Consider the following 20,163-nt stretch of genomic DNA (forward strand, 5'->3'; position numbering starts at 1 on the left):
GTTAGTTTTCAGTTTGTATGTGTGAATCTACTATAGAATTTACGGTAATATGACCTCGAGAGTTTCGTTTTAAGAATAGTTTAAGAAAAAAGGGTTGCGCTTTCGCGAAAGCATAAAAATATCTTTAACAAAACGCTAACATAAGTTAGTGTAACAGAAACTCTCAAAAACAGTCTATATAATACATTTTACAGCGTAAAAGCTAGCTTAGACATCGAGTACTCTTAACAAGAAATTCACAATATTTAAGTTGCTAAACGTTAATATTGTTATAAACTATTAACCATGATTGAAATACAAGGCCTTCACAAATCGTATCAGATGGGGAGCAACTCTCTTCACGTTCTTAAGGGTATAGACTTTTCTGTAAAAGAGGGAGAGCTAGTTTCAATTATGGGATCTTCTGGGTCTGGAAAATCTACGCTTTTAAACATACTGGGAATGCTTGATGAGGCAGATGAGGGTAATTATACGCTAGATAATGTCCCAATTAAAAACCTCAATGAAAAAATAGCAGCCCAATACCGTAATAAATTCTTAGGATTTATTTTTCAATCATTTAATCTTATTAATTATAAAAATGCACTTGATAATGTCTCAATGCCGTTATACTATCAAGGTATGAAGCGTGCAGAGCGTACAGATAGAGCCATGCATTATCTAGAAAAAGTAGGTCTTGCACAGTGGGCAACGCACTTGCCTAGTGAGATGTCTGGAGGGCAAAAGCAACGTGTTGCAATAGCGCGTGCACTAGCGAGTGACCCAAAAGTTTTACTAGCAGATGAGCCAACGGGAGCACTTGATACAAAGACATCTTATGAGGTGATGGATCTCATACAAGGAATTAATGATGAGGGCAAAACAATCTTAATTGTTACCCACGAGCCAGATATCGCAGAGATGACTAAGCGCATCGTAAATCTAAAAGACGGTCGCATTATAGATGATACACTCGTAAATCAAGTAAAGGCAATCAATCATGTTTGATGTAGAGCGCTGGCAAGAGATTTTTGAGACCATAGGAAAAAACAAACTTCGTACGTTTCTTACTGGTCTATCTGTAGCTTCAGGGATTTTTATCCTAGTGATTTTATTAGGTTTTAGTACAGGTATTCAAAAAGGAGTAAAAACTCAATTTGCTCAAGACGCCGAAAGTCGTGTAAATGTATGGACCGGTGTTACCACAAAGGAATATGCAGGTCTTAATCCTGGTAGGCGTATCCAGATGCATAATAGTGATTATGAAAATGTCAACACAAAGTTTGGTGAGGCCTTAGAGCATAAAACTGGATTATATAATATCTGGGGTGGCCAGGTAAACTATGGTAACGAGTCGGGTAATTATCGTATAGAAGGAGCAAACTATGGACAGCAATTTATAGAAAACGCAACACTCTCTGCAGGTAGATTTCTTACTCAAAAGGACGAAGATGAAGGCATCAAAGTTGCGATTATAGGTCAGAAGGTAAAAAATGACCTCTTTAAAACTGCAGACCCTATAGGAGAAACCATAAAAATAAGTGGGATTAATTTCCTAGTAGCTGGAGTCTTTACAGATCCAGGAGGTGAGCGTGAGGAATCTAGAATTTTTATTCCGCTTAGTACAGCACAAAGAGTATTTAATGCTGGAGACAACCTGCGCTCTATGGCATTTACCGTAAAAATGTCTGAAAATTTTGATGAGGCCGTTGCACTATCTGCAGCAGTGAGTCAAGGTATTGAAGATGAGATTAAGTCACGCTACCAGATAGCGCCAGATGATAGAAGCGCGGTGCGTGTAAATTATAATCTTGAAGAAGCACAAAAAATATATAGCCTTATAGACACCATACGCATGGTGTTTTGGTTTGTAGGCATAGGAACTATTATCGCTGGAGTAGTAGGAGTAAGCAACATCATGCTCATTATCGTAAAAGAGCGCACTAAGGAAATTGGAGTGAGAAAGGCATTAGGCGCATTACCTAGTTCTATCATTGGGATGATACTACAAGAGTCTATTTTTATTACCGCAATCGCTGGATTTTTAGGTTTGTTTCTAGGCGTAGGTTTATTAGAACTTATAGGGCCACAAATAGATAGTGACTTTATTAAGTTTCCTCAAGTAGATTTTGTAACAGCAATTTCGACAGTGATTATATTAATAGTTGCGGGAGCACTAGCGGGTTATATTCCAGCTAGAAGAGCAGCAAATATTAGACCTATAGAGGCGCTAAGAGACGAATAAAATTAACTATCACGCTTTCGCGAAAGCGTACTCATAAAATACTCCCGTTATAAAAGGAGGAACTAACGTTTAACTAAAAACACCTTCATAAGGTATAACAAGATGTTTAGCAAAGACCGCTGGAATGAAATATTAGAAGCCCTCAATGCAAATAAGTTTCGCACGTTACTTACTGCATTTGGTGTATTCTGGGGAATCTTAATATTGGTATTGCTACTAGCACTAACCAATGGGCTTAAGAATGGAGTTTCTGCAGATTTTGGTGATTTTGCGACAAACTCTATGTTTATGTGGTCGCAAGGAACATCTATATCATACAAAGGATTACCTAAGGGAAGAAGATTTAGTTTTAAGCTTGAAGATGTCGAGGTGCTTAGAGAGAAGTATCCAGAGCTTAAATATATCTCACCCCGTAATCAACTTGGAGGATTTAATGGTGCAAACAATGTGACGCGCAATGAAAAAACAGGAGCTTTTAGTATCTACGGAGATTATCCAGAATTTATAAAACAGCAGCCTCAAGACATTACTTCTGGGCGTTACATCTCATATTCTGACATTAATGAAAAACGCAAGATATGCGTCATAGGAGAAGATGTAGTGAAGGGGTTGTATGATAATGGAGAAGAAGTCCTTAATACCTATATAAAAATAAATGGCGTTAACTTTCTAGTGGTAGGTACTTTTAAAAACCCAAAAAGTAGTGGAGATGCAGAGGAAGATGCAAATACTATTTTTGTGCCTTTTACCACATTTTCACAAGCTTTTAATAGAGGGGATTATGTAGGGTGGATGGCAATAACTGCTAGTGAAGATATAAATATTACAGACATTAAGGAGCAAGTATTTGCAACCATGAGAGAGCAGCGCTCTATCCACCCTGATGATAAACGAGCAATAGGTCACTTTGATTTATCAGAAGCATATGGTCGTGTGATGGGGCTATTCTCTATCCTCACTTTTGTAGGTTACTTTGTAGGGTCATTAGTGCTACTTTCAGGAGTGATAGGAATAAGTAATATTATGCTTATTGTGGTAAAAGAACGAACTAAAGAAATAGGAGTACGCAGAGCACTAGGAGCGACGCCATGGGAGATTAAATCTCAGATTTTACAAGAATCTTTAGTGCTTACTATTATCTCAGGAATGTCTGGTATCGCCGTTGCCGCTGGATTTATATGGGTGATGAATACCATTTTAGACCAAGTAGGAAAAGTAGATAATTTTGCAAATCCATCAGTAAATATAAATGTCATTTTTGTGGCGCTCGCTATTTTGATAGTTTCAGGATTACTAGCTGGATTTATTCCGGCTTCAAGGGCAATACAAATGAAGCCTATAGACGCATTAAGAATAGAATAAAACACAATCAACCTCTCATACCATGAAACGCACAGGAACCATTATTACACTCATTGTAATCGTCATATTATTTGCAGTAGGCATCTGGTACATCTACACAAAAGATAAGCAAGACCCTATTGTTTACACTACAGAGCAAGCTTCTAGCCGCACTATTGTTAAGAAAACGGTGGCTACTGGAAGTATTGTTCCTAAGGAAGAAGTACTTATTAAGCCTAATGTGTCTGGAATCATTAAAGAGATTTATGTAGAGGCTGGAGATAATATCAAGGCAGGAGATCTCATTGCTCAAATTGAGGTGGTGCCTAATGCATCATCACTTACAAATGCAAAGAATAATATTGCAGGTGCTCGCACGGGAGTTGAGACTGCAAAGCTTGCGCTAGCAAATCAAAAAAGTATTTATGACCGTCAGAAGGCGCTCTTTGATAAAGGAGTAATCTCTGCAAATGATTTTGATGGGATTCAGAATTCTTATAATCAGGCGCAACAGCGCGTAAAGCAGGAGCAAGTCAATTTTACAAGCGCCTCTCAAAATTATGATATTATAAAAACGGGAACAACTAGCGGTCTTGGTAATGCTGCTACTACTCAAATTAGATCTACTATTACTGGGATGATTCTTGACGTGCCGGTAAAAACAGGAAACCAAGTTATAGAAGCAAACAACTTTAATGATGGAACTACGGTTGCAACACTAGCAGATGTAGATAAAATGATTTTTGAAGGAAAAGTGGATGAGAGTGAGGTAGGTAAAATAAAAGAAGATTTACCATTAGAAATCACCGTAGGAGCGATAGAAAATATGACTTTTAACGCGACTCTTGATTATATAGCACCTAAGGGCGTAGCCGAAAATGGAGCGATTCAATTTGAAATTAAAGGAACATTAGATCGTACAAATTCAGATACATTTATTAGAGCTGGACTGAGTGCAAACGCTAGTATTATTCTTGAGAAAGCGACAGATGTTCTTTCTATAAAAGAGGCACTTGTACAATATGATCCTAAGACTAAGAAGCCATTTGTAGAGGTCGCTACAGGCGATCAAGAGTTTGAACGTCGTGATATAGAAGTAGGTGTGAGTGATGGTATTTTTGTAGAAGTAAAGAGCGGAATCACAGCAGAAGATAATATCAAGGTGTGGAACCAGCTTAAAATCCCTACTGGATTTGGAGGAGGTAGAGGCTAGATAACCCCTTGTTTTATAGGTGCAAGGAGGTTTTTTAAGTGCGCTTTCGCGAAAGCGTAACAACCTCTCAAAAAAAATAATTAACAGTTTTTGTAACATATAACCGTTTCAATAGTCATATTGGACATCAATCAAGATTATGAAAAAAGCCATCTTATTTTGTATGACAGCGTTACTCGCTCTCACGACATATAGTCAAGAGAAGAAGTGGACCCTGCAAGAATGCGTGCAATATGCGATAGATAATAATATTAACATCCAGCAAACGGAGTTAGATCTAGAGACTGCAGCCATAGACCGCTCTGATGCCATAGGAGCATTTTTGCCTACCTTAAACGGTACCGCATCAAATTCTTGGCAAACGGGTCTTACGCAAAACGTACTTACTGGAGTTTTAGAAACACAACAAACACGTAACTCATCTTTTGGGATAAGTTCTGGAGTGCGTTTAATCAATGGTTTTAGAAACCATAAAGTATTAGATAGAGCAGAACTTTCTAAAATCGCAGCAGATTATAATATTGCTAAACTTAAAGATGATGTCGCTCTTAATGTAGCAGTCTCTTATCTCCAAGTACTACTAGCGAGAGAAAGTGCAAAAGTAATTGTTACTCAAAATGCTGTGACTAAAGAGCAAATATTGCGTACACAAGAACTTGTAGATGGAGGTGTGTTGCCTAGAGGCGATCTACTTGAAATAAGAGCAACAGACGCTAGTGAAAGACAGCGTATAGTAGCTGCCGAAAATGCAGTATCTATAGGACTCGTAAATCTCGCTCAGCTTTTAAACATTAAAGACTTTGCCAACTTTGATATTGCCGAAGGGGAATATGAAGTGCAAGGAGAAGGAATTTTAGATACTCAGGCAGATGTATTAATAGAGACAGCAAAGGAAACGCGCTACGATCTTAAGATTGCTGAACAAAATGAAGCAATAGCTAAAAAGGATTTAGAAATAAGTAAAACGGGATTTTATCCAACACTAGATGCATTCTTTAATTATAATACTAGGGAGTCTAATAGATCAAGCGGTTTTAATACATCAATAGATCCTGATAATCCTTTTATTGATTCTGGAAATCCTATTGGAGTTGTGGGTAACACCGGTGATATTGTAACTAGTTTATCTCCTAATATTACTGGAGTTGATGAAATAGGGCCATTACCATTTATAGAGCAACTATACCTTAATGATGGTATCTCTTATGGATTATCTTTGAGAGTTCCTGTGTTTAACGGATTTAGTGTAAAAAATCAAGTAAAACGTAGTGAAGTAAATGTAATGCGCTCAGAGTTTCAAAAAGAGCTAGCAGAGCAAAACCTAAGAACTGCTGTTTATCAAGCATACACAGATGCAAAAGCTGCGAGAGAAAGTTATGAAGCAGCCAAAATAGCTGTAGAGTCGCAAGAGCTAGCATATGCATATGCAAAAGATCGCTACGATGTGGGGCTTACAAACGCCTTTGACTTTAGCCAAAGTAAATTACGTTACGATAATGCACAGATTGAGATTGCGCGTTCTAAATATGATTATATTTTCCGTATTAAGGTATTAGAGCTCTATTTTGGAGTTCCAGTTACCGAACTAAAATTCTAACCAAAATGAGTAAAAAAACACTTTTCATTTTACTAGGTATTGTTGCTATTGTAGTTATAGCATTAATCGCAGGTAAAAAATCTGGAGCTTTCGGTAAGTCTGGTAATTTCAAGGCTGTAGAGGTGCAGAAGCTAGAGCGAGCAACTATCATTGAGACGGTGGCCGCTACTGGTAAAATACAGCCGGAGATAGAAGTAAAGCTATCATCAGAAGTATCTGGAGAAATCATAGACCTTCCTATTAAAGAAGGACAAGATGTAAAAAAAGGAGACCTACTTGTAAAAATCAATCCAGACTTAGTACAAGCAGCAGTAAGCCAGAGTCGCGCAGCGCTACAAAATAGCCGTGCCGGATTATCACAAGCAGAAGCTAGTCTTAATCAAGCCAAGCTTACTTTTAATCGTAATAAGCCACTTTTTGATAAAGGTGTAATCTCAAAAGCAGATTTTGAAAGAGCACAGTCTGATCTCGATATTGCGCAAGCAAATCGTCAGAGTGCTTTTTATAACGTACAGAGTGTTGCTGCTCAAGTAAAGCAAGCTACAGATAATCTAGGGCGTACTTCTATTTTTGCACCACGAGATGGTACTATCTCTATGCTTAATGTAGAGCTGGGAGAACGTGTAGTAGGTACTGCTCAAATGGCAGGAACAGAAATTGTACGTGTAGCAAACCTTAATAACATGGAGGTTGAGGTAGATGTAAATGAAAATGATATTGTAAAAATTGCAATAGGAGATTCAACTATCGTAGAGGTAGATGCATACCTAAAAACAAAATTTGCTGGTGTGGTTACAGAAATTGCAAACTCTGCTCAAGCAACACTTACTGCAGATCAGGTTACAAACTTTAAAGTAAAAGTGCGTATTCTAGAAGAATCATATAAGCACTTGCTAGAAGGTAAAAAGGATACATATTCGCCTTTTAGACCTGGTATGACAGCAACGGTAGATATCATTACAAAAAAGCGTAACGATATCCTTGCAGCACCTATAAGTGCTATTGTTGTAAAAACAGATACAAGTGCTACAAGAAGCACTACGCCTAAGTCTACAACAAGTGCAGGAGCGGCAGAGGAGAAATTTGAATGTGTATTTGTGAAGAGTGGTGGTGAAGCAAAGTTGAAGGTGGTAACCACAGGAATACAAGATGACTCTAAAATTGAAATCTTAACAGGTCTAGAAGAAGGAGATGAGATTATCATAGGCCCTTACAGTCTTGTAACTAAAACACTCAAAACAGGAGATAAAGTTGAGGTAAAGGGAGAAGAAAAAAACGAATCTGAAGAGTAAAAAATGACACATATTTTATGTCTAGAGACAGCCACCACAAATTGTTCGGTGGCTTTGTCTATTAATGGAAACGTAGTGGCAATGCAGGAGGATAATGCTCAAAAGTATTCTCACGCAGAGCGATTGCACGTATTTATTAAAGAGGTGCTTGATACAGCAGGTGTTACTAAAGATAAACTTAATGCAATTGCCGTAAGTAAAGGTCCAGGAAGCTATACAGGGCTTCGTATAGGTGTTTCAGCAACAAAGGGACTCTGTGCCTCACTAGATATACCGCTTATCTCTGTAGATACTTTAGGTGCGCTTTCGCGAAAGCTAACTGTTAACGATGGCGAACTCATCATACCAATGCTTGATGCGCGTCGTATGGAAGTGTACAGTGCTGTTTTTGATAATAATGGAAATCGTCACAGAGAAACCCAAGCACAAATACTAGATGAAACATCCTTCACCGAATATTTAGATAAAGGAATTGTTCACTTTGTGGGGAATGGCGTAGAAAAATTTCAAGAAATCTGTGAGCATCCTAATGCTAGGTTTGTGATAGGAGAGCTGCCTTCATCAACACAAATGGCAACTATGGCACAGTCAAAATTTGAAGCTAATGATCTTGAAGATGTAGCTTATTTTGAACCGTATTACCTCAAAGATTTTATTGCAGGTATGCCTAAAGCAAAGTAGTAATAACCCTTAAGCAAAAAAAATCCCGTGATACAATACTGTATCACGGGATTTTTCCTTTTAAGAAAAAGCCTCTTAAGCTTCTTTGTGTATTTCGACAGCATGTGGATAAGGGATTTCAATCCCAGCTTTGTCAAGTTCAATTTTACAATTCTCGATAGTTTGGAAGTATACATCCCAGTAATTTTCTGGTGATGCCCAAGGACGCACTTCATAATTTACAGAGCTATCTGCAAGCTCACCCATATTAACAGATGGAGCAGGTACTTGTAATACATTTTCTTGAGAATGCATAGCGCGCATAAGAGCTTCTTTAGTCGCCTTAATATCTGCGTCATAAGATACTCCAATAGTAAGGTCAATACGAAGTTCTCCTAATTCTGAGTAGTTTTTAATATTTCCATTGGAGAGAATCCCATTAGGTATAATTACGAGTTTATTTCCTGGAGTGGCAATTTTAGTGGTAAGTATTTGTATTTCTTGTACCACGCCTATCTCTCCTTGTGCTTCGATAAGATCACCCACCTTAAAAGGTTTAAACAGCATCATTAGTACACCTCCAGCAAAGTTAGAAAGGGATCCTTGTAGTGCGAGGCCTATAGCAAGACCAGCTGCTGCAAGAATTGCCGCAAAAGAAGCCGTATTAATGCCTAACTGTCCTAATATAGCAATGATAAGAAGTATGAGAAGTATTGTTCTTACTAGGTTAGACAGAAACCTTTCTAAAGTTACATCCATATTTTTGTTCTTATGAAGCGCCGTTTTAAATAGCTTCATAAGCTTGTTGATAACCCATTTACCTACGACCCATATGACAATAGCCATAATAAGTTTTAGACCATATTCTGATCCTTTTTCGATAGCGAGGTCAATCCATTTTTGATAATCTTCCATTGGTTGTAATTATTAGGTTGTTAATGTTTGTAACCTAAAAATAGAAAAACTCACATATATTGATATATGTGAGTTTCTATAGAATTATTATCTCCTTGGATGTATCGTTAATCGATGCAAACGGGAATCTTGTCTAATTTTTTATTATTCAGCATTGTGAACATGTACATCACGTTGTGGGAATGGTATGGTTATTCCGGCAGCTTCTAGACGTTCTTTTCCCTCCTCAAGAACTAACCAGCGTAAGTTCCAGAAGTCTTCATTTTTTGCCCAATATCTAAGTGATAGGTTTACACTGCTATCTCCTAGCTCTGCAAGCACTATCATAGGTGCTTTTCCTTCTTCTTGAATTACTTGTTCTTGTTCATTAACTAGTGTAAGTAAAATGTTTTTAGCCAGTTTTACATCATCGCCATAGTCAATTCCAAAAGTGATTGCTTCTTTACGTATACCTTCTTCTGTAAAGTTTACAATGGTTTCATTAGACAATTTTCCATTAGGAATAATTGCTAGTTGATTACCAAAGGTGTTAAGTTTAGTCTGAAAAATAGAGATTTCTTTTACGGTTCCTTCTTGTCCTTGTGCTTTTATAAAATCTCCTACTTTAAAAGGTCTTAGTAATAGTATGAGAACCCCTCCTGCAAAGTTAGCTAGAGATCCTTGTAATGCCAGTCCTATTGCTAGTCCCGCTGCTCCTATGATAGCTACCAGAGAAGTAGTCTGTACCCCTACCTGTGTAATCACAAGTACGAAGAGTACAATTTTTAAGGTCCAGTTTATGAGATCTGCAATAAATTTTTCAAGCGTAGGCTCGTAATCCTTTTTTTTGAAAAATTTAGCTACCAATCGCTTAATAATACGGATGACCCATAAACCAACAAATAGTAAAAACATCGCACTCAAAAAGCCTGGGATGAAATCCCAAATCCATTTGATGGCTTGGTCTATATGTTCTTGGTATTCGCTTACTTGATCCAGAGGATTAATCATATTTAATTTTTTTACAAAATTGGATATAAGCAAACACGTTACATAATCTTCTAGGATAAACTTCTGTTAAACTTCCATGAGTTTTAACGCCGCTTTCACAGTCTCTACGGGTAGTTGGCACGTATTATTCACACATACATAAATAAATGTTTTGTCTTTATGAAAACGCCCCTTAAAGATGTCGTGATCACTTTTGATAGTACTAGTTGCAATTAATTTATTAGGAATGTAATAGCTGTTGAACTCTTTTCTTAGGATTTCTGCATCTTTTCCCACGATGACAAGCTCATAAAAAGGCATGGTATAGTTAAGCATTCCATCCATCCAGTTTGAAAAACTAGTAGGGCTTTGCTCAATAGATGGCTGAATGTTATGAAGCATTGCTTTAGCCGTATCTCGATAAGTATTATCGCCATAGTAATGAGATAGCGTAAAGATATTTTTTGCCATTATGGAGTTTGAGGACGGAATCACGTTATCATAAAACTCCGTGTTACGACTTGCGAGGCTAGGATCTTGGTTTGATTTAAAAAAGAACAAATCATTTTTTGGATTTTGAAAATGTTGAAAGGTGTAATCTGTAAGTTCTTTAGCCTTATTAAGCCATTGATTATCTGCAGTAACTTCATAGAGTGCTATAAAGGCATCTACTATAGCAGCATAATCCTCTAGATATCCATTTATAGTACTTTTTCCATTTTTAAAGGTGCGATTGAGACCGCCATCTTCTCTCATAAGATTGGTACTTAAGAAAGTAGCGTTTTTTAATGCAGCGGTAAGAAATGCATCCTCATTAAAGGCTCGGTAGGCATCTACATACCCTTTAATCATTAATCCATTCCAAGAGGTTAGGATCTTATCATCGAGGCGAGGTTTTTCTTTATTGCTTTCGCGAAAGCGTAATAAATCCTCATGCCATTTATTTTTCTTAGAAATGATTTCTTCCACTGAAATGTCACACTCTTTTGAAAAATCTTGATCTGTATCTTGTCTAATAAGTACATAGTTGTCTTTCTCCCACTTCCCATAGGAGTTGATGTTGTAGTATTCCTTAAAAAGATCAAAGTCATCACCTACCAACGTTTGTAGCTCTTTTTCAGTCCACACGTAATAAGCTCCTTCTTCTAGAATTCCATCTGCAGTTAAGCTATCTGCATCTATAGCGCTATAAAAAGCTCCATCTTCCGTCGTCATCTCGCGGGCTATAAACGTTAAGGTTTGATAGACCGTTTGCTTGTATAAAGGATTTTTAGTCTTTGTATAGGCTAGCGCGTATAAGCTTACTAGCTGTGCATTGTCATAAAGCATTTTCTCAAAGTGCGGTACATGCCACTTAGTATCTACACTATAACGGGCAAAACCGCCACCTACGTGGTCGTTAATTCCACCAAAGGCAATTTGTTCTAGCGTGGTATTTACATATTCTAAAATTTCTTGATCTTGATTTTGGTGTGCATACCTAAGTAAAAAGAGGTAGTTATTAGGCATCATAAACTTAGGTGCTCGGTTCAGGCCACCTTGTCTAGTGTCCCACTGTCGTGACCACTGGCTTATCGCATTTTGGAGCGTTTCTAACTTAAAATCTGGACTGCTATCATTTGGGATAATTGCATCCATCTCTTGCATGCCTTGTTCAAGCTTTTCTGCATATTCTATGAGTTTTTCTGGAGCTGTTTGATAGAGTTTTGCAATTTGCTCTAGTGCGCTTGTCCATTCCTCTTTAGGGAAATAGGTGCCTCCCCATACTGGTCTTCCATCTGGTAATGCAATAGCATTAAGAGGCCAGCCACCTCGACTGGTCATAAGTTGGACAGCATTCATGTATACATTATCTACATCTGGACGCTCCTCACGATCTACTTTTATATTTTTAAAATGCGCATTCATAAGTTGCGCTACCTCTGTATTTTCAAAGCTCTCGTGCTCCATGACATGACACCAGTGGCATGAAGAATAACCTATGCTTATCAATAAGAGTTTGTTTTCCTTTTTAGCCTGAGCGAGCGTTTGCTCATTCCATGGTTTCCAGTCTACAGGATTATGCGCATGTTGTAATAGGTAGGGGCTAGTCTCCTGTATAAGATCATTAGTGTAAGGATGTTCCATAGTGTGGTTGATTTAGTGCTTGGCGATTGTAAAAGGAGTGTGATTATAGACGCAAGAGCGATTGTAAACTGTGGTAGTCTTGTAAAAATACAAACAAAAAAAGTCCCATCTTGAGATGAGACTTTTTTCAATATTTTTAAAAGAGATTTACTTTACTTCAAAAGTAATCTTACAGTTCATGCGGTATTCTTTTATTTTTCCATCATCACCTACTACACAGTTTTGCTCATTTACATAAAGCGATTTGATGTTCTTTATTGACTTGCTAGCGTGTTTAAGTGCATTTTCTGCTGCATTTTCCCAGCTTTTCTCAGAACTTGCTAATACTTCTATAACTTTTAATACTGCCATTTTATTGGTTTTAAAGTGTTAATAATTAGTTGTTTCCTGAAAGTTACGCAATTCATTAGATAAGAATGCAAATGTTTTTGTAAATGTTATAATTACTATTTGTCTGAATAATAATGATAGTTATGTGTAGATGAACATATGAGTGGAAGGTGTTTTGAGAGATTTTATTTTTGAAGTACTTGGTGTAATTACCATCCTCCCGAAGCACCACCACCTCCAAAGCCACCGCCGCCAAAGCCTCCTCCAAAACCACCGCCTCCACCGAAGCTTCCACCACCGCCAAAAGATCCTCCACCACCAAAGCCGCCACGTCCCATATTGCTGAGTATGATAACATCCAGTAGTGAGCCGCCTACACTGCGCTTACCGCCATTACGACCGCCACCGCGATGATTGTTGCGACTTATGATAATGAGAATAACGATAAAAAAGATAAACATGAGAATCCCTTGTATGGGAAAACCATCGTTACCTTGTCTCGTTCCTTTAAAGTTTCCTTGTAAACCGTCAAAGATGGCATCTGCGCTTTGATCAAGGCCAGCATAAAAATTCCCTTGTTTAAACTGAGGAATCATTATTTTATTTATGATTTGCTCTGCATCGCGATCAGAAATGATACTTTCTATTCCATAACCCGTATTGATATCTACCTTGCGATCATCTTTTGCAAGAATTATAAGGATACCGTTATCTTCATCTGCCTGGCCTATTCCCCATTGCTGTCCCCACTTTGCGCCTACCATATCAAGTCCTTCTCCATTAGAAGTAGCGATAATAGCAATCACAATTTGTGTTGAGGTACTATCACTGTATTTAATAAGCTTATTTTCTAAAGCACTCTTTTGTCCCGCAGATAATAAGCCTATGTAATCATAAACTGCGTCCGGATTTACCTTTGTCGGTTTTTCAGGAATATTAAATTGACCAAATGCAGGAATACTCAGTACTAATAAAAGTAGTGAGAAGAGTACGCTTTCGCGAAAGCGTGAACCAAAAAAATTATTTTTTTCTTGCATTAAGAGGTGCTTATTTCGTCAGGGAGTTCATTTTTATCACCATGCTTCCATGGGAAAAACGCAGCTAGTTTCTCACCAGCAGATTGTACTCCTTCAATGAGACCATCGCGGAAGTTTCCTTTTGTAAACTGAGCAATCATAGCATCCTTAGTAGACTCCCAGAAATCTGGCGGGACTACCTTGTTGATGCCCGCATCACCGCAAATTGCCAGTTTATAATCATCTACAGCAACATAAATAAGGACTCCATTTTCTTCCTTAGTATTATCCATTTTAAGTAAATGAAATAATTCTTGAGCACGTATGAGGGCATCCTCTTTGTTAGAATGATGCTCTAAGTGCACACGAATTTCTCCCGAAGTACGAGTCTCAGACTGTCTAATAGCCTCAACAATGGCTTGCTCGTCCCTTTTACTTAAAAAGTCTTCTACCGTAGATGCCATTTATTTTGTGCCAAAATCAAATTCTACTTCTGGAGCATTTTCTGATCCTGCATCTGCCTCAAAGTATGCACGGTTTTCAAAGCCTAAAATTCCTGCCGCTAGGTTAGTAGGAAACATACGAATTTCAGAGTTTAAAATTTTTGCTTTTTCATTAAAGCGATTACGCTCCACATTGATGCGGTTTTCTGTACGTTCCAGCTCATTGATTAGCTCCTTGAAGTTTTCATTTGCTTTAAGATCTGGGTAGCGTTCAAAAACAGCTAATAGTCGAGATAGCGCAGAGGTAAGACCTGACTGAGCTTCTTGAAACTGTCTAAGTTGTGCTGGTGTAATGTTTGAAGGATCAATATTTATTGAGGTAGCTTTGCTACGTGCTTCTATTACTCCTATAAGAGTTGATTGCTCAAACTCTGCATAGCCTTTGGCTGTATTTACAATATTTGGGATTAAATCTGCACGACGTTGGTAAGAGCTCTCCACGTTACCCCATTGTGCACTTACTTCTTCATCTAGAGGAACGAGATTATTATTTGTGCGAGCAAGCCATAAGCCTCCTATTACTAGTATAGCAACAATGGCGATAAGAGCGATAAGTCCTTTTTTCATAATATTAATTAGGTTTGATAGTTAGTTGTTGTTTGTTGTGATTTGTTACAAGTAACGTGCAATAGTAGCAAGTTAAGAAAAAGAATTACTATAAGAAGACAATAAGGTTTTGTTAAACAGGGTACCTAGGAGTTATATAATTGAGATTTTTGCAAAAAAATCACACTCATTTGTAGTGTACTATTGTTATGGATTTAAAACTTTTATATTTACTAGCATCTATGGGAGTTATAGGTGTTATTGCAGGTGTGTATCACCTTGTGTCTGGGCAGTATCTTGTAATGAGTCTTTTGTCAATAACCACTAGCTTATTTTTTATAGGCCTAGCTTATCGCGATTACTATAAAGGAAAGCGCTTTTAGAGATTAGACTTGATCTCTAGTAGTTGTGCCTTTACAGCTTCTAGTTTTCTTATAATATCAAAATTTGATAATATTTCTTTTTTACCTTCTTTGAGGTGCGTCTTTGCACCATCAAGCGTAAAGCCACGTTCCTTTACTAGATGATAAATAAGCTCTAGATTTTTAATATCTTCTGGAGTAAATCTCCTTGTACCCTTAGCATTTTTCTTAGGAGCGATGACATCAAATTCTTTCTCCCAAAAACGTATCAAAGAAGCATTTACATCAAATGCTTTTGAGACTTCTCCTATTGTATAGTATAATTTTTCTGGAAGATCTATATACATTAATCGAGTGATTGATTTTCTATAGATGACGCAGTGAGCATAAGATCATATTCCTCTGGAGTAAGATCATTATGGTAAAAGTTCACAGGATTAACTACGGTGCCGTTTTTCCACACTTCATAGTGCAGGTGAGGACCAGAAGAGAGCCCAGTATTACCTACATATCCTATAATCTCACCACGTTTTACGTTTTGCCCCACGGTAGCTTTGTACTTACTCATGTGCGCATAATACGTTTTATAGCCAAAACCATGCTCTATAATTACCATTTTACCATACCCGCTTCCTAGTCCTACTTTAGTGACTTTTCCATCACCAGTGGCATAAATTGGCGTACCAGGAGGAGCTGTAAAGTCCATCCCGTTGTGCATTTTACGATATTTTAAAATAGGGTGAACTCGCATTCCGTAGCCAGAGGCTACTCTAGAGAGGTCTTTGTTTTGAACCGGTTGTATAGCTGGTATAGTTTTGAGTAACGCTTCTTTCTCTTCGGCTAGTTTTGCAATTTCGTCTAGAGACTTTGACTGGATTACAAGTCGTTTTGTGATCTGATCAATACGTTTTGCACTTCCTGTAATCATAGAAGAGTTATCAAATCCCTCTAAGTCTTTGTAACGATTTACACCTCCAAAACCTGCTTGTCTTACCTCATCCGGAATAGGGCTAGCCTCAAATAATACACGGTATACATTGTTATCTCGCTCTTCTACATTTGCAAGTACGCGTTCTATCTGGTCTAGTTTCTTTTCTTGAATCTCAAACTGTAAAGACATATTTGCCAGCTCACGTTCTAGTTTTCGTTCCTTGGGAGTATCGACACCAGAGTTAAAAACAGCAATTGTAATAAGAAGTCCCATAAGAGCGGTTGCCGCAATGAATATCAATGCTGCGCCAAAGGTGCGTCCCTTTTTTTTCTCTACTTTTCGGTAGGATAGTGTCTCACTATCGTAGTAATATTTTACCTTAGACATAAGTTAAAATGCTTATTTTTGGGGTTTGTTTATGGGGTTTAGTACGCTTTCGCGAAAGCGTGATTTAAAACCTCAACAACGTTCAAATATAAAATAAATTATCCACACCATCCATCGTATGAAATCTCAAGAGGTACGTAAACAGTTTCTAGACTTTTTTGAATCCAAAAAACATACCATAGTGCCCTCTGCACCAATGGTTTTAAAGGATGACCCTACATTAATGTTTACAAATGCGGGTATGGTGCCTTTTAAAGAATATTTTCTAGGAAATGCGACGCCAAAAAATGCTAGGCTGTCAGATACTCAAAAATGTTTGCGTGTTTCAGGAAAGCATAATGACCTGGAGGAAGTAGGAAAAGATACCTATCATCACACGATGTTTGAGATGCTGGGTAACTGGTCTTTTGGAGATTATTTTAAAGAAGAGGCGATTGCTTGGGCTTGGGAATTCTTAACGGAAGTAGTGAAGATTGATAAGGACAGTCTTTATGTGAGTGTTTTTGAAGGAGACAAGGAAGATGGATTAGATAGAGATCAAGAAGCTTTTGATATCTGGAAGCAGCGTATTGATGAGGATAGAATCATCGATGGAAATAAAAAAGATAACTTCTGGGAAATGGGAGCGCAAGGACCTTGCGGACCATGTTCAGAAATACACGTAGACATAAGATCTGCCGAAGAAAAAGCAAAAGTAGACGGGAAGACGCTCATCAATATGGACCATCCACATGTGGTGGAAATCTGGAACCTTGTATTTATGCAGTACAATCGTCTTGCAGATGGATCGCTTGTAAAGCTTCCTAATCAGCACGTGGATACTGGAATGGGATTTGAGCGCTTATGTATGGTGCTTCAAGGAGTACAGTCTAACTATGATACAGACGTTTTTACTCCACTAATGAGTGAGATAGAAACGATCACAAACTCAAAGTGCGGTAATGACGAAGAAATAGATATTGCAGTACGAGTAATCGCAGATCACGTTAGAGCTGTCTCATTCTCTATTGCAGATGGACAGTTACCTTCTAATACAGGAGCTGGTTATGTAATCCGCAGAATCTTACGTCGAGCAATTCGTTATGGGTTTACATTCCTTGACATGAAGGAGCCATTTATCTATAAGCTTGTTGCAACACTTGTAAAGCAAATGGGGGATGCATTTCCAGAGCTTAAATCACAGAAGAACTTAATGACAAATGTGATACGTGAAGAGGAAGCTTCTTTTTTACGTACGCTAGATAAAGGGTTACTATTACTTGATAATGTAATTGCAGATACTAAAGGTGATACTGTTTCTGGTGATAAAGCTTTTGAGCTTTATGATACTTACGGATTTCCAATAGATCTTACAGCACTTATACTTAGCGAGAAAAACTTAAAACTTGATGAGAAAGGTTTTGAAGCAGCTCTTAAAGAGCAAAAGGACCGCTCTCGTGCAGCAACCAAAGTTGAGACAGACGATTGGAATATCTTACACGAAGATGCTGAAGAAGAGTTTGTAGGATACGATACATTAGAAACTCCGGTGAAAATTACTCGCTACCGTAAGACGGAAAGTAAAAAAGACGGTGAGTTATATCAACTGGTATTTAATCTTACTCCGTTCTATCCAGAAGGAGGAGGACAAGTAGGAGATAAGGGATATCTAGAGACTCCTAATGGAGAGGTTGTTTACATTATCGACACTAAGAAAGAGAATAATTTAATTATTCACCTTGCCAAAAACCTTCCACGATCTACAGATGGAACGTTTAAGGCAGTGGTAGACGCAAAACAACGTAGCCGCACAGCTGTAAACCATACTGCAACACACTTATTACATCAAGGTTTACGTAAGGTACTAGGTACACACGTAGAGCAAAAGGGTAGTATGGTACATAGCGGGAATTTACGTTTTGACTTTGCTCACTTTTCTAGGGTGACTAAAGAAGAACTTAAAGAGGTAGAAGATTTTGTGAATGCACGCATACGTGAAAATCTATCACTAGAAGAGCAGCGAGGAATTCCTTATGATCAGGCAGTACAAGAAGGTGCGATTGCATTATTTGGAGAGAAGTATGGAGATGCGGTGAGAACTATCCGTTTTGGGAAGTCTATGGAGCTTTGTGGTGGTACACACGTAAAAAATACAGGAGATATCTGGCATTTTAAAATCACCTCAGAAGGTGCAGTAGCATCTGGTATACGCCGTATAGAAGCAATTACTAGTGATGCTGCCAAAGATTACTTTACATCAGAAACCGAAGCTTATAATCAAGTAAAAGCTACCCTTAAAGGGAATCAAGATCCAGTAAAGGCGATTACTAGCCTACTAGATGAGAATGCTGCTTTAAAAAAGCAAGTAGAAGCACTTATAAAAGAGAAGGCTCAAAACTTAAGTGGTGATCTTGCTAAGGAGTTTACAGATATAGATGGAGTTGATTTTCTTGCCAAAAAAGTAGATCTAGACGCAGGAGCAATAAAAGATCTTGCATTTAAGCTAGGAGAAAATAAAGACAATGTGTTTATTCTTTTTGCTACTGAGCAAGAGGGTAAAGCATTGCTAAGCTGCTATATTTCAAAGGAGCTTGTTGCTTCTAAGCAATTGAATGCAGGTACTGTGGTGCGCGAACTAGGAAAGCACATCCAAGGTGGAGGTGGTGGGCAACCCTTCTTTGCAACCGCAGGAGGGAAAAACCCAGCAGGAATAGACGCCGCAATTGCCGAGGTGAAAAATTACTTGGTTTAATACACATACAGCCATCTGCTTATTAACTTAATAAGTAGATGGTTTTTTATAAAGATTGCTTCTTGTGTTATGATAAAATTACAGACTCAGTTGCCACTTACTACATCATCGACTCCGTTTGGGTATGATGATACGTTGTTGCTGTTGGGTTCTTGTTTTTCAGAAAACATAGGAGATAAACTAGATTACTATAAATTTCAATCGGTTACAAATCCGTTTGGGATTATATTTAATCCTATAGCGCTTGAGCGCCTTATACAAGACGCGATTGAAGATAAAACATATACAGAAGAAGATGTTTTTGAACTTGATGGTGTCTGGAAGTCATACTACGCGCATAGCGATAAAAATGCTTTGAGTAGACTAGGAGCTGTAATACATCTTCAAGAGGCACAGCAATTACTTAGGACGCAGTTAAAAAGCGCTTCTCATCTCTTTATCACATTAGGTACTGCTTGGGTTTATAGACATATTGAACGAGATGAGGTGGTAGCCAACTGTCACAAGGTGCCTCAGAAGGAGTTTGTAAAAGAGCTCTTGTCTATAGATGATATTGTGCAAAGTCTATCTCGCATAGTAAAGCTTGTGCGAAACTTCAACCCTGATGTTCACATCACTTTTACTGTGTCTCCTGTGCGCCACATAAAAGATGGATTCATAGAAAACACACGAAGTAAATCTCATTTGATTTCCGCTATTCATGAGTTGGTAGATAAGAGTGGTGTTTCTTACTTTCCTTCTTATGAGATTATGATGGATGAGTTAAGGGATTATCGCTTTTACTGCTCAGATATGATTCATCCTTCGGCACAGGCGGTAGATTATATTTGGGAACGATTTGTTGAGGTATACGCTTTCGCGAAAGCGCAACAAACAATAAAACAAGTCTCAAAAGTACAACAAGGAATTACTCATAAACCCTTTAATGCCGAAGGAGAGCAGCACCAAAAATTCTTGACAAAGTTAGACAGTCAAAAAGAAAAACTAGTACAAGAATTTCCTTGGATGAGGTTTTAATG

Annotated in this window: 19 protein-coding genes; 10 read left to right on the top strand and 9 right to left on the bottom strand. The window is 37.9% G+C overall.

All coding sequences use genetic code 11. The features are described from left to right. Positions 1 to 285 precede the first annotated feature (285 nt). The 7 genes from KRODI_RS07965 to tsaB all read left to right on the top strand — a co-directional run bounded on the left by KRODI_RS07965 (position 286) and on the right by tsaB (position 8,348). A complete protein-coding gene (locus tag KRODI_RS07965) occupies positions 286 to 987 on the top strand; it encodes an ABC transporter ATP-binding protein (RefSeq protein ID WP_013751083.1) in 702 nt (233 codons plus the stop codon). Next, positions 980 to 2,224 (top strand): ABC transporter permease, encoded by a 1,245-nt coding sequence (locus KRODI_RS07970; RefSeq protein ID WP_013751084.1) that lies wholly within the window; start codon positions 980 to 982, stop codon positions 2,222 to 2,224. The genes KRODI_RS07965 and KRODI_RS07970 overlap by 8 nt, the downstream gene beginning before the upstream one ends. Positions 2,225 to 2,326: 102 nt before the next feature. Continuing rightward, positions 2,327 to 3,586 carry an ABC transporter permease gene (locus tag KRODI_RS07975; RefSeq protein WP_013751085.1) on the top strand — a complete coding sequence of 420 codons (1,260 nt, stop codon included), beginning with the start codon at positions 2,327 to 2,329 and terminating at the stop codon, positions 3,584 to 3,586. 22 nt (positions 3,587 to 3,608) lie between these two features. Continuing rightward, positions 3,609 to 4,778: an efflux RND transporter periplasmic adaptor subunit gene (locus KRODI_RS07980; RefSeq protein ID WP_013751086.1), complete on the top strand. Its 1,170-nt coding sequence runs from the start codon at positions 3,609 to 3,611 to the stop codon at positions 4,776 to 4,778. A 139-nt stretch (positions 4,779 to 4,917) separates the two neighbouring features. Beyond that, the gene (locus KRODI_RS07985) at positions 4,918 to 6,375 is read left to right on the top strand and encodes a TolC family protein (protein WP_041295658.1); all 1,458 of its coding nucleotides are present in this window, start codon (positions 4,918 to 4,920) and stop codon (positions 6,373 to 6,375) included. 5 nt (positions 6,376 to 6,380) lie between these two features. Further along, positions 6,381 to 7,667 carry an efflux RND transporter periplasmic adaptor subunit gene (locus KRODI_RS07990; protein ID WP_013751088.1) on the top strand — a complete coding sequence of 429 codons (1,287 nt, stop codon included), beginning with the start codon at positions 6,381 to 6,383 and terminating at the stop codon, positions 7,665 to 7,667. Positions 7,668 to 7,670: 3 nt separating this feature from the next. Then, positions 7,671 to 8,348, top strand: coding sequence for a tRNA (adenosine(37)-N6)-threonylcarbamoyltransferase complex dimerization subunit type 1 TsaB (tsaB, locus tag KRODI_RS07995; protein WP_013751089.1), 678 nt, complete (start codon positions 7,671 to 7,673; stop codon positions 8,346 to 8,348). Between the two features lie 75 nt (positions 8,349 to 8,423). Here the strand turns inward: tsaB and KRODI_RS08000 are convergent, their stop codons facing one another. The 7 genes from KRODI_RS08000 to KRODI_RS08030 all read right to left on the bottom strand — a co-directional run bounded on the left by KRODI_RS08000 (position 8,424) and on the right by KRODI_RS08030 (position 14,754). Then, positions 8,424 to 9,242: a mechanosensitive ion channel family protein gene (locus KRODI_RS08000; RefSeq protein ID WP_013751090.1), complete on the bottom strand. Its 819-nt coding sequence runs from the start codon at positions 9,240 to 9,242 to the stop codon at positions 8,424 to 8,426. A 144-nt stretch (positions 9,243 to 9,386) separates the two neighbouring features. Continuing rightward, positions 9,387 to 10,232, bottom strand: coding sequence for a mechanosensitive ion channel family protein (locus KRODI_RS08005; protein WP_013751091.1), 846 nt, complete (start codon positions 10,230 to 10,232; stop codon positions 9,387 to 9,389). A gap of 66 nt (positions 10,233 to 10,298) precedes the next feature. Then, a complete protein-coding gene (locus KRODI_RS08010; protein WP_013751092.1) occupies positions 10,299 to 12,338 on the bottom strand; it encodes a thioredoxin domain-containing protein in 2,040 nt (679 codons plus the stop codon). 147 nt (positions 12,339 to 12,485) lie between these two features. Next, positions 12,486 to 12,689, bottom strand: coding sequence for a dodecin family protein (locus KRODI_RS08015; protein ID WP_013751093.1), 204 nt, complete (start codon positions 12,687 to 12,689; stop codon positions 12,486 to 12,488). Between the two features lie 188 nt (positions 12,690 to 12,877). Continuing rightward, a complete protein-coding gene (locus KRODI_RS08020; protein ID WP_013751094.1) occupies positions 12,878 to 13,705 on the bottom strand; it encodes a TPM domain-containing protein in 828 nt (275 codons plus the stop codon). Next, on the bottom strand, positions 13,705 to 14,148 hold the full coding sequence (locus KRODI_RS08025) for a TPM domain-containing protein (RefSeq protein WP_013751095.1): 444 nt from the start codon (positions 14,146 to 14,148) through the stop codon (positions 13,705 to 13,707). The genes KRODI_RS08020 and KRODI_RS08025 overlap by 1 nt, the downstream gene beginning before the upstream one ends. Further along, positions 14,149 to 14,754 (bottom strand): LemA family protein, encoded by a 606-nt coding sequence (locus KRODI_RS08030; protein WP_013751096.1) that lies wholly within the window; start codon positions 14,752 to 14,754, stop codon positions 14,149 to 14,151. A 188-nt stretch (positions 14,755 to 14,942) separates the two neighbouring features. On the opposite strand from KRODI_RS08030, the gene KRODI_RS15600 reads away from it, so the two are divergent. Continuing rightward, positions 14,943 to 15,116: a hypothetical protein gene (locus tag KRODI_RS15600; protein ID WP_013751097.1), complete on the top strand. Its 174-nt coding sequence runs from the start codon at positions 14,943 to 14,945 to the stop codon at positions 15,114 to 15,116. Here the strand turns inward: KRODI_RS15600 and KRODI_RS08035 are convergent. Both KRODI_RS08035 and KRODI_RS08040 read right to left on the bottom strand, forming a co-directional pair. Then, the gene (locus KRODI_RS08035; RefSeq protein WP_013751098.1) at positions 15,113 to 15,442 is read right to left on the bottom strand and encodes a MerR family transcriptional regulator; all 330 of its coding nucleotides are present in this window, start codon (positions 15,440 to 15,442) and stop codon (positions 15,113 to 15,115) included. The genes KRODI_RS15600 and KRODI_RS08035 overlap by 4 nt on opposite strands. Next, complete coding sequence (locus KRODI_RS08040) at positions 15,442 to 16,413, bottom strand: M23 family metallopeptidase (RefSeq protein ID WP_013751099.1); 972 nt, start codon at positions 16,411 to 16,413, stop codon at positions 15,442 to 15,444. The genes KRODI_RS08035 and KRODI_RS08040 overlap by 1 nt, the downstream gene beginning before the upstream one ends. A 118-nt stretch (positions 16,414 to 16,531) precedes the next feature. Between KRODI_RS08040 and alaS the strand changes: the two genes are divergently transcribed. Both alaS and KRODI_RS08050 read left to right on the top strand, forming a co-directional pair. Beyond that, positions 16,532 to 19,144 carry an alanine--tRNA ligase gene (alaS, locus tag KRODI_RS08045; RefSeq protein ID WP_013751100.1) on the top strand — a complete coding sequence of 871 codons (2,613 nt, stop codon included), beginning with the start codon at positions 16,532 to 16,534 and terminating at the stop codon, positions 19,142 to 19,144. Positions 19,145 to 19,213: 69 nt separating this feature from the next. Next, positions 19,214 to 20,161 carry a GSCFA domain-containing protein gene (locus KRODI_RS08050; protein ID WP_013751101.1) on the top strand — a complete coding sequence of 316 codons (948 nt, stop codon included), beginning with the start codon at positions 19,214 to 19,216 and terminating at the stop codon, positions 20,159 to 20,161. Positions 20,162 to 20,163 lie beyond the last annotated feature (2 nt).

Source organism: Dokdonia sp. 4H-3-7-5 (assembly GCF_000212355.1).
Taxonomy (GTDB): Bacteria; Bacteroidota; Bacteroidia; order Flavobacteriales; family Flavobacteriaceae; genus Dokdonia.